The organism is Candidatus Poribacteria bacterium (genome assembly GCA_026702755.1).
In the GTDB taxonomy this organism is placed as follows: domain Bacteria; phylum Poribacteria; class WGA-4E; order WGA-4E; family WGA-3G; genus WGA-3G.
In genome coordinates this window covers 1-9,589 of sequence record JAPPBX010000060.1, presented here as the reverse complement: position 1 = coordinate 9,589, position 9,589 = coordinate 1, and the positions used below count along the sequence as shown (strand labels likewise).

Annotated in this window: 9 protein-coding genes; 2 read left to right on the top strand and 7 right to left on the bottom strand. The window is 47.1% G+C overall.

Annotated features, from left to right (window positions below):
• Window positions 1-523 precede the first annotated feature (523 nt).
• On the top strand, window positions 524-1,873 hold the full coding sequence (locus tag OXH39_10970; GenBank protein ID MCY3550969.1) for a DNA methyltransferase: 1,350 nt from the start codon (window positions 524-526) through the stop codon (window positions 1,871-1,873).
• A gap of 108 nt (window positions 1,874-1,981) precedes the next feature.
• Here the strand turns inward: OXH39_10970 and OXH39_10965 are convergent, their stop codons facing one another.
• Complete coding sequence (locus OXH39_10965; GenBank protein ID MCY3550968.1) at window positions 1,982-3,220, bottom strand: serine hydroxymethyltransferase; 1,239 nt, start codon at window positions 3,218-3,220, stop codon at window positions 1,982-1,984.
• A 213-nt stretch (window positions 3,221-3,433) separates the two neighbouring features.
• Here OXH39_10965 and OXH39_10960 point away from each other — a divergent pair, with 213 nt between their 5' ends.
• Window positions 3,434-4,786, top strand: coding sequence for a mandelate racemase/muconate lactonizing enzyme family protein (locus OXH39_10960; protein MCY3550967.1), 1,353 nt, complete (start codon window positions 3,434-3,436; stop codon window positions 4,784-4,786).
• Here OXH39_10960 and OXH39_10955 read toward each other — a convergent pair.
• The 6 genes from OXH39_10955 to OXH39_10930 all read right to left on the bottom strand — a co-directional run.
• A complete protein-coding gene (locus OXH39_10955; GenBank protein ID MCY3550966.1) occupies window positions 4,761-5,165 on the bottom strand; it encodes a hypothetical protein in 405 nt (134 codons plus the stop codon). The two genes, OXH39_10960 and OXH39_10955, sit on opposite strands and share 26 nt — an antisense overlap.
• A gap of 117 nt (window positions 5,166-5,282) precedes the next feature.
• Complete coding sequence (locus tag OXH39_10950) at window positions 5,283-6,932, bottom strand: CRTAC1 family protein (GenBank protein ID MCY3550965.1); 1,650 nt, start codon at window positions 6,930-6,932, stop codon at window positions 5,283-5,285.
• A 13-nt stretch (window positions 6,933-6,945) separates the two neighbouring features.
• Window positions 6,946-7,827, bottom strand: a complete 882-nt coding sequence (locus OXH39_10945; protein MCY3550964.1) for a formylglycine-generating enzyme family protein — start codon at window positions 7,825-7,827, stop codon at window positions 6,946-6,948.
• 17 nt (window positions 7,828-7,844) lie between these two features.
• Window positions 7,845-8,438 carry a hypothetical protein gene (locus OXH39_10940; GenBank protein MCY3550963.1) on the bottom strand — a complete coding sequence of 198 codons (594 nt, stop codon included), beginning with the start codon at window positions 8,436-8,438 and terminating at the stop codon, window positions 7,845-7,847.
• An 11-nt stretch (window positions 8,439-8,449) separates the two neighbouring features.
• Entirely contained in the window at window positions 8,450-9,007 is a 558-nt protein-coding gene (locus OXH39_10935) for a hypothetical protein (GenBank protein ID MCY3550962.1), read from the bottom strand.
• Window positions 9,008-9,079: 72 nt separating this feature from the next.
• Window positions 9,080-9,589: hypothetical protein (locus OXH39_10930; GenBank protein ID MCY3550961.1), on the bottom strand; the 510-nt coding region annotated here is incomplete at its 5' end.

Here is a 9,589-nt window from a genome sequence, read left to right as displayed (position 1 = left end):
CACCTATGTAAAAACAGACGTGACTATGACTTTAACCTAGCGGTATGTTTTTCAGCAACCCGCCTTAAAAATGTTACACCAGTGTAACATTTGGTACGCAGCGTGTAACGTTAGAAAACATAGTGCCCGTAAGGGTTTGTTGATGTTTAATTTTCTGTTGTGAAAAAAATAATTTGGCGAAAAGTGTAACATTTTTGAGTTGGCGGTCAGCAGTTAGCAGTTCGTAAGCAACTTATGGGGTTTGCTGAAAACGTTCGTGTTGATTTCCACATTTGATATATTATACTATTTCTGCTAACAGATGTCAAGTAAAATGTTTTGGTGATTTATATCCTTGAGGATTTAGGGTCAAAAACTTTACACCCCATTAGCACGAGATTTCGACTTGAATCAAAAGACCACTTGGTATATAATAATACGGTCAAAAATAGCGAAAAAGGTGGTGTGTTGCTACAAGGTATCATTGAAGCAGACACAACCTATATCGGTCACAAATCTCATAACATTTTTGAGGTTCTTTTGTATGGAAACCACAAATATTAAACCAAAGACGATATTCACCGGTGATAATCTGCCTATCATGCGTGGGATAAATAGTGAATCCATTGATCTCATATATTTAGACCCGCCATTTAATAGCAAGACGAACTACGCAGCCCCTATAGGTTCAAAAGCTGCTGGTGCGGAATTCAAAGATACGTGGACCCTTTCAGACGTAGACAACGCTTGGCTTGATCTCATTGAGACGAAACATCCTGCGCTGAACCGAGTTATCCATGCTGCTATGACAAACAGCGATAAATCTTATCTCATTTACATGGCTGCTCGGTTGCTGGAAATGAAGCGTATTCTCAAAGATACTGGCAGTATCTACCTACATTGCGATACGACAATGAGTCATTATCTCAAGTTAGTTATGGATGCGGTGTTTGGGAAGGGAAACTTTCGGAATGAGGTTGTTTGGAAACGAACCGCAGCACATAATGATTCTGCAATTTATGGGAGTATTCATGACATTATACTCTACTATTCAAAAGGTGATACCCCCACCCTTAATGAGCAATATCAACCCTATTCTGACGAGTATCTCAAGAGGTATAAGCATACGGATGAAAATGGTAAAAGATTTTTGGACAGAGACCTAACCGCTGGCTCTTTAAGTGGCGGGGGGTATCAGTACGAATGGAACGGCATTATTAAAATTTGGCGGTGTCCGTTTACCACTATGCAGGAATATCATAAATCTGGTAAGTTATACTACACTCGCAATGGAACACCGAGATTAAAGCAATTTTTAGATGATATGCCGGGGGTCCCTGTTCAAGATGTTTGGATTGATATACCGCCTATAAACTCACGAGCCAAAGAAAGGGTTGGCTATCCAACCCAAAAGCCCCTTGCTCTCCTTGACCGCATTATCAAAGCCTCGTCTAACAAAGACGATGTTGTTTTTGATCCGTTCTGCGGTTGTGCGACAACGCTCGTCGCAGCGGATAGGATTCAACGTAACTGGATAGGTATTGACATATCGGCAAAAGCCTCTGAATTAGTCGTTGAGCGTATCAAAGACGATCAAGGATTGTTTCAGGAAATTATTGCACGCACAGATATTCCCAAACGCACAGATTTAGGTGATATTCTGCGATATAATCACCCTAAAAACAAGACGCAATTATACGGGGAACAAAGTGGATATTGTAATGGGTGTGGCACCCATTTTGAGAAACAACACCTTGAAGTTGACCATATTATTGCAGAAAATGTTGGTGGAACTGACCACATTGAGAACCTTCAACTGCTCTGTAGTCATTGTAACAGAGTTAAAGGCGACCGTGGACAAGAATATCTGATCTCAAGATTGAACAAAGATTGAAATATAAAAACTACTAATTGCGTAATGTTATTGACGAGGTTAGGAAACCTCGCCAGCGGTAAAGTGGGATCAAATCCTACTTCATTTATATGCTTCTTAGGTTTTACTTCAATCCACAGTAAATTGGATCGTCCCAAACCGACGCGCAACTTTCGCAACCTCTGGCTTGAGTGCTTCAGGACTCCCACCAGAAAGCGCACCAACAATACAATCCGCAATGTCCGGTGCGTCCGCCGGGGTCATCCCCCACCGCGTAACCTCCTGAACACCCATACGCAACCCAGACGTACCGACCTCCGGCGGCAATCCCGCCGCACCCGCAATAATATGACACGCTTCCAAATGATTTGCGAGCGCACCACCTTCCCCATATTTATCTACAATCAGAATTAAGGTATGCGACTCCGTGAAACCGAGATCCGCACCCAGTATCGGAACACCGCGTTCCGCTAACGCACCTCCGAGTGCTTTTGCGTTGGCAACAATCGCATCCGCTTGTGCCTCACCGCACTCCATCCACTCTATAAACGTTCCCGCTAATGCTGGCAGCCGATTCAGATGGTGATTGCTCATCAGCAACGGATAGAGTCCCTTCGCAACCCGTTCAGCAATAGACGCATCGTTGGTTAGAATCATGCCTCCCTGCGGGCCCGCAAGCGTTTTATGCGTACTGGAGATGATCACATCCGCCCCTTCACCAAACGGCGACTGAAACCGTTTACCCGCAATCAGCCCAATAACGTGCGAGGCATCGTAGATGAGATAAGAATCTGGATTCGCTTCGCGCATCGCCTGCTTCAGTTCCCGTACAGGTTGTGGAAAGAGAAATACACCCGAACCGATGTTAACAATATTCGGCTTGTATTCCGCAATTAGTGCAAGCGTTGCGTCGAGATCAATGTTTGAACGTTGTCCGTCCCACGGAATCGGAATGGATCGTAGTTCCACTTTGAGTGGTGAGGAGAGCAGTTTTTCAGCATAGTGGTGCCCGTTATGTACCTCTAATGCTGTGTCCCCCGGTTTCGCTAAGGCAAACGTTGTTCCAATCCCCGCAATGTTCCCTGAGAGTGGACGAAAATCGACATACGCAGCACCGAACAATTCCTTCGCCAGTTCCTGCGTGTACGCCTCTATTTCAGCAATATAACGGTTGCCTTTGTAATTGCGTTGGTAGAGGTCAATGCCAGAATAATTCCCATACCGCCGCGCCAACCGTTCGTCGAAAAGCTCCTCTACCAACGGCGAAGGCGTGTTCTCCGAAGCGATCAGATTGAGACAGGTGTTCCGATACACCTCGTGCTTGTCAAGAAGTGAAGTCAGCTGTTGAACTCTCGTGTTATGCACCATAAAAAACCTCCATAAACCTGCAAGCTTCCAAAAAACCGATGAAATCGAACGTTTTATTTTTAATCCAATGCTAACATTACCAAGAATCCCGAAATCCGCGTCATCCGCGCAATCCGTGTCATCCGCGATTCAGATAATTTAAAAAAAGAAATTGCTTGACGCGCCTTAGAAAACCGATTACGATAAAAGAAAACAGACTGCAACGAGGAAATTATGCCAAAACCGACAGATATTCGCATCCTTGATGTTCATTACGACTTTGAAGAACACCAATACCGTACCCCCCTGAAGTTCGGCGGCGTGCCGACAGATCACTGTGTCCTCTTTAACGTCCGCATGCGAGTTCAGACGCGCGATGGAAAAGAAGCAGAAGGCAGCGGCTCAATGCCGCTCGGTAATGTCTGGGCATTCCCACCGCGTTATGCCCCTTTCGACCAGAGTCTCGCAGCGATGAAAAAACTCGCCGAATTAGCGGTCAAAGTAACACAGGATTGTACGCTATGCGCACATCCCCTTGAACTCTCCGAAGTGCTTGAACCCGAATTTTTGCGAATCGCCGATGCGTTGTCCGACACCATGCAACTTGCATCGACGATACCAAAACTCTGCACCGTCGTTACAACAAGTCCGATTGATGCAGCAATCCACGACGGATTCGGGAAAGCAAACGGCATTAATAGTTACAACGGCTTAAGTGAAGATTTTATTGCAGCAGATCTGTCGCACTTTTTGGATAAACAATTCGTTGGAAAATATCTCGACCGGTATACCTCACGCCAACCCAAGTCAAGCATGCCGCTTTATCACCTCGTCGGCGCACTCGATCCGCTTACCGATGCCGATATTGCCGAACGCCTCAACGACGGTCTACCGGAAACGCTTCCCGAATGGATTGTCGCTGACGGATTGACACACCTGAAGATTAAACTGAACGGCGACGACTTAGCGTGGGACGTAGCACGCGTCCTGGCAATTGATAAAGTCACCGCAGAAACACAGGCAAAACGCGGTATTCACACGTGGCATTACTCCGCTGATTTCAACGAAACCTGTCAAGATGTGGAATATCTGTTGGCGTTTCTCAACCAGATTCAAGAAACGGAGCGTGCAGCTTTTCAACGCCTCGCTTACATCGAGCAACCGACGGATCGGAATCTAAAGGCGCATCCCGAAAACAAAATGCACAAAGCCGCCGAGATAAAACCGGTGGTCATCGACGAATCGCTGACCGATTTTGAGACTTTTCTATTGGCACGTGAACAAGGATATTCCGGTGTTGCGCTCAAGGCATGTAAGGGGCAATCTCAGGCGTTGCTGATGGGTGCCGCTGCTGCAGAATACGGTATGTTCCTCGCCGTTCAGGACTTGACGTGTCCGGGTGCATCTTTCTTGCATTCCGCTGGACTTGCTGCGCGCATTCCCGGTGTAACGGCTATTGAAGGGAACTCACGCCAATTCTGTCCACGCGCGAACGACGGTTGGTGCGACGAATTTCCCTCAGTTTTCAACATCACTGAGGGCACTGTGGGAACACATGTTCTTACTGCACCGGGGCTCGGACACTAACATCCGCCCGCTCCGTTTCTGGATCGGTGACGGTGATATTCGTGACAACATTCCGCTGTTCGGGGAGCCTGACCGGAAAGTCCGCAATCACATCATTAATCAATTTTTTGATAATCGCTTTAACCGAGTCAAACGGTATACACTCAAGCACAACAATAGCGCGATGTTTTGATGGCGCGATGTTATACGTCAGTCCGTACTGGAGTCCGAGTTGCATTAACGCCGGCTCGACATTGATAGAAATCTGCCTACGTTCCTGCGCTGTAACGTAAAAACTATCAAGGATGAAGTGCGTGTGAACCCACGCTTCTCTCTCTTCAATGACTTTCATATTTTTAATTTTACCTTGCGGTTCGGTCAGGTGGATTAGAAATTTCACGTTCCTTTCCGTATATTCGCCCTCCACTACGTTACGGGCTACACACCTTGGATATTGAAAAAATAGCCATATCTTAATCCTCCTCACCGTCCATTGTAGTATTAACAGCGAAAAGTGTCAATCCTGCAAGAGCGTTATAGATTGGCGAATTGCCACTTCACCTAACCGCTGAACGCTTCCGTTGTGCCAGCGAATCTGGACGTTGTCTATCCGCGTTGCACCTCCTAACCCAAAGGTGAGACGGAGATCGTTGCCTGACAAATAACTCGCTCCACAGATAACCTCGCGCAGCAGCGTCATGCCGTCCATCTCTACCTGAACTTGCGCACCGATCGCGTCTGTGTTGCCATCTGTACCTACCAATTTCACCATTAGCCACGCGTTCGCATTGCCAACTGCATTGCTGAGAATAACTGCTGGACGGTTTGACTGGCACAAAACAACATCCACATCGCCATCCATATCTATATCCCCGAAGAGCATCCCACGGACGACATAAGGTGTTTTATCCAATCCAGCCTCAGTAGTAATCTCAGTAAAACCAGCACCGTTTTGTGAACCTCGATTACGAAAGAGTTGCACAGGCTGCGCGTAACGCTGTTTCGCGTCAATTTGTTCCACGTTATCCCAGATATGCCCATTCCCAACGAGTATATCTAACCAACCATCGTTATCAAAGTCAATGAAGCGAGTACCGAAACCGAGGGCATAAAAAGACGGATCGGCGAGGTTCATGTCAAACGTTCCGTCCTCAAAATAACCCTCGCCATCGTTCTGCATAAGGCAGTTCGCCTCCAACGCGAAATTCGTCACCCAAAGATCTATATCGCCGTCGTTATCATAATCACCAGCGTCTACCCCCATCGAGCCGTTTGCGAGTCCATCCCCGTTATACGCAACACCGCGAAGCACGCCCTCCTCTTGAAAGGTCCCGTCGCCTTGATTCATAAAAAGCGTATTTGGAGACATATCGTTTGCAACGTAGATGTCCACCCAACCATCGCTATTCACATCCGTAAAAACAACCCCAAGTCCGCGCGTCGTCGGTTCATAGACCCCTGCCGATTTCGTAACATCCGTGAACGTACCATCTCCATTGTTTCGATACAACACATCGGCAATACCTTGATATTCGTTAGGACCACAATAGATACGCAAACTATTTTTGTAATAGCACGGGATATCGGTTTCCAACGCATATTCAACGTAGTTGCACACATAGAGATCAAGATCGCCATCCCGGTCAATGTCAGCAAACGCCGCACTCGCACTCAACAGTGGACAACCTACCTGTGCTTGCTCGGTTACATCCGTAAACGTGCCATCTCCATTGTTGCGGTATAACACATTTTTTCCCAAGTTTGTCACGTATAGGTCTTGATACCCATCAGAATTGTAATCCGCAGCGACAGCACCGAGTCCATAGCCGGTATCACCAACATTTGCAGACGCTGTAATGTCAACAAAAATACCAGCATCGTTTCGGTAAAGTCGATTCTTAGGTAGAGATTCTACCGACGAAGAGAGTGAATTGCCTTGAACGAGGTAGAGATCTAAATCGTCGTCGTTGTCAAAGTCAAAGAGTGCCCCACCACTGCCCATCGTCTCAACGAGTCGGCGTTCCGCAGAAAATCCGTTGACGTGCCGGAAATCAAGTTTCATCGCATCGGTTACATCGCGGAAATAGGGGTCAGCACTACTGAGCATAGGAAGCATGAAAAGGAAAAGAGTCAACAAGCAGGACGGGTAGTGTTTGGGTTGGAACATGGTGATAGGAAGGTTATTCTTTTATTTTTGGGCGCGGCCGGACGACCCGAAACCCGATTGTATGTGTTGAATCCAAAGGATAGAATTTGAATCGCAAACCTGAACGGAGAAACGCGCGACCGACATCCCAAGCACCCCCACGAATCACTCTCGCCCGAAGCACATCCCGAAAGCGAAGATTGAGCGGATTTTTGGACACATCGCCACTACCTCGCTGATAGGCTATTGGACTGTACTCATCGAGACACCACTCCCATACATTCCCAGCAAGGTCGGCGATGCCATCTGGTGATTCACCTTTAGGAAACTGTCCCACCGCCACCGGACGGTTGTAGCGACGCGCGAAGTTGGCGTGCTGACGTGCCTTGGGTGGCGTGTTTCCCCAGGGGTACCTGCGTGCCTCAGTCCCCCGTGCAGCGCGCTCCCACTGTGCTTCGGTCGGAAGACTTCCGCCAATCCACTCCGCGAACGCTTGCGCATCAAACCACGTCACACCAACAACGGGCTGTGTGCCACCATTGAGCGTTTCATCTAACCAAGTCTCCTCGCCGTTGTGTCCACGCGGTGTCGGACGGTTCGTTGCCTCAATGAAAGCGCGGTATTGGGCGTTTGTGATTTCATACCGCGAGATTTCGTAGGCACTCAAATAGACCTGATGTTGCGGCAACTCCGCATCAAAGGTGTGCCGTTCAAGCATAGAGCTCCGTAACTTCGCGTCTTCGTAAGCTGCTGCCGCTTCTTCCGGGGTTGAACCCATTAGGAACGTGCCTTCAGGAATAGAGATCCATTCTATTGTGGTGAGGACCTTTTGGGCAGTTTTACTGACTTCGGCAATAGCGAAATCACGACAGATCACAAGGATAAAGACAAGAATTGTGAAATAGGTGCATTTCATCTTAAGGCGGAAATCTGTTATTTCTCGTTAGAACTGCCCTTTTGAAAATTAAGTTTCCTTAAAGAGAACCATGTCCAGACTTCATCGAAATTATCGTCCTCACTGGAGTTACCCCCATAGAACACCTTGTAGTCCTCACCGGTGGTAACATTTAACCTACGGGCTATCTCAAAAATATCTTCCGCATGTCGTGAACTGTTTGGATCAGTAACACAGCACTTCAAAACATCTGGGGGTTTAGAAAGGTGTTCATCATATTGCAGGTAAGAATAACCCTTTAATATGCTTTTAAGGATATTAGGTGGATCCCACTCTTTCCAAGCAATCTTAACAATCTCGACTGCGGCTTCCTGCAAAACTTTCTCTAATTCGTTTCGAGAAATTCCGCAGAGCTCTTCATCCTCAAGCGTTGCGATAAAAATCCCTTTGCCCAAGTCTATAGGCAAACCGTTCTCTTCCATAGTGTGACCGCCGTTTAAAGCGTACCGAACCCTAGCGAAGCGAACGGGCCCATGACCCTTTCTTTCAGGCATCTCTATCTTAAGGAATTTAATGAAATCATTACCTGGCACCTCTTTCAGGTCAACGCTACGAATCTCATACATGTTCATTATAGTCTCTCCTATGAAACAGGCAGATCTAATAGAGAAAATTCTACTTCAAAACGGTGCTTTACACAAAACGGAGGTATATAACCGTAAATTAACACTTCCACATCCCGTTGTGCATGTATAAGTGTCCTTAACTTCATCTCAAAATTGGACGAGAAATCTCCCGTCGGGTTAGGGACTTGAGATGTTTGCTTACTCAGACGATCTGCCATATATTCCATGTCAACAACCCCTCGTAAAGGTTGAGGTAAAACATGAACAACTTCTTTGGCCGGATCCAGTAAATTAAGCCCATGAGGCAGCGAATCATCAATCTCTATTTCATATATGTAGGCGGGATTGCCTGATGTTGGTTCTCTCTTACTACTAAATACTGCATAGTGCCATGCCACTGCGTAGGAGCGAGTGAGTGAAATATATGGACTGTTGATAGTTCCTGTTGCGACATGAGCTATCAATGCTTCGGTCGTCGGACCTGTTTCAGGTGAACGTGCGGTAAAACCGACTCGGCGAGAATCACGGCTATGCCAATGTGTACCAACCCCCGCACCTTTATAAAATGTAGCCATAAACCTTCTTTCAGAGTTACAACAAACAAATAATAGATATGAAATTTGTTTTTAAAAATACTGTAGCAACAGCTAACGACTATCCGACATGCTATGCCGTCGTTTCAGATCACCCCAAGCAATCGGCAGCTTCGCACGAGGCGAAACATCAAACGGTACGAGCAGGTCCTCAAAATACTCAAACTGCGCGATCTGTTCGCCTTTGCCATCGCAAATACCGACGTAGATACCGACTTCAAGCGGTTCATCAAGCTCCTGTTCAGTTTCTCCGATATCAATCCAAGCATCATTGGCTTTCCGTTTCCACCACGCCGTAAACGTATCCTTTTCACGCCGGAGCCGCATGTAGAGCTCCATTTCACCCGCTGGGTCTTGGAAATCCGGAACAACACCCACAAGTCCCTCACCCGCATCAAACTGCCGTTTCTGATATTGGATAACAGCATTGTTGCCGTTTGCGGGACCGCGACCCCAGAGTTTAATCGTCACCCACTCACCTTCGCGGCCTTGGCGATCCTTTGTTGTTGACGAGTAGGCAACGACCCCAGCAACAACACACGCATCTTCATAGTCCATGTACAG

Bases quoted from the DNA above. Each gene is read 5' to 3' on its own strand.
- OXH39_10970 (MCY3550969.1), top strand. From the start codon at position 524: ATGGAAACCACAAATATTAAACCAAAGACGATATTCACCGGTGATAAT.
- OXH39_10935 (MCY3550962.1), bottom strand. From the start codon at position 9,007: ATGGCTACATTTTATAAAGGTGCGGGGGTTGGTACACATTGGCATAGC.
- OXH39_10945 (MCY3550964.1), bottom strand. From the start codon at position 7,827: ATGAAATGCACCTATTTCACAATTCTTGTCTTTATCCTTGTGATCTGT.
- OXH39_10965 (MCY3550968.1), bottom strand. From the start codon at position 3,220: ATGGTGCATAACACGAGAGTTCAACAGCTGACTTCACTTCTTGACAAG.
- OXH39_10960 (MCY3550967.1), top strand. From the start codon at position 3,434: ATGCCAAAACCGACAGATATTCGCATCCTTGATGTTCATTACGACTTT.
- OXH39_10940 (MCY3550963.1), bottom strand. From the start codon at position 8,438: ATGAACATGTATGAGATTCGTAGCGTTGACCTGAAAGAGGTGCCAGGT.
- OXH39_10950 (MCY3550965.1), bottom strand. From the start codon at position 6,932: ATGTTCCAACCCAAACACTACCCGTCCTGCTTGTTGACTCTTTTCCTT.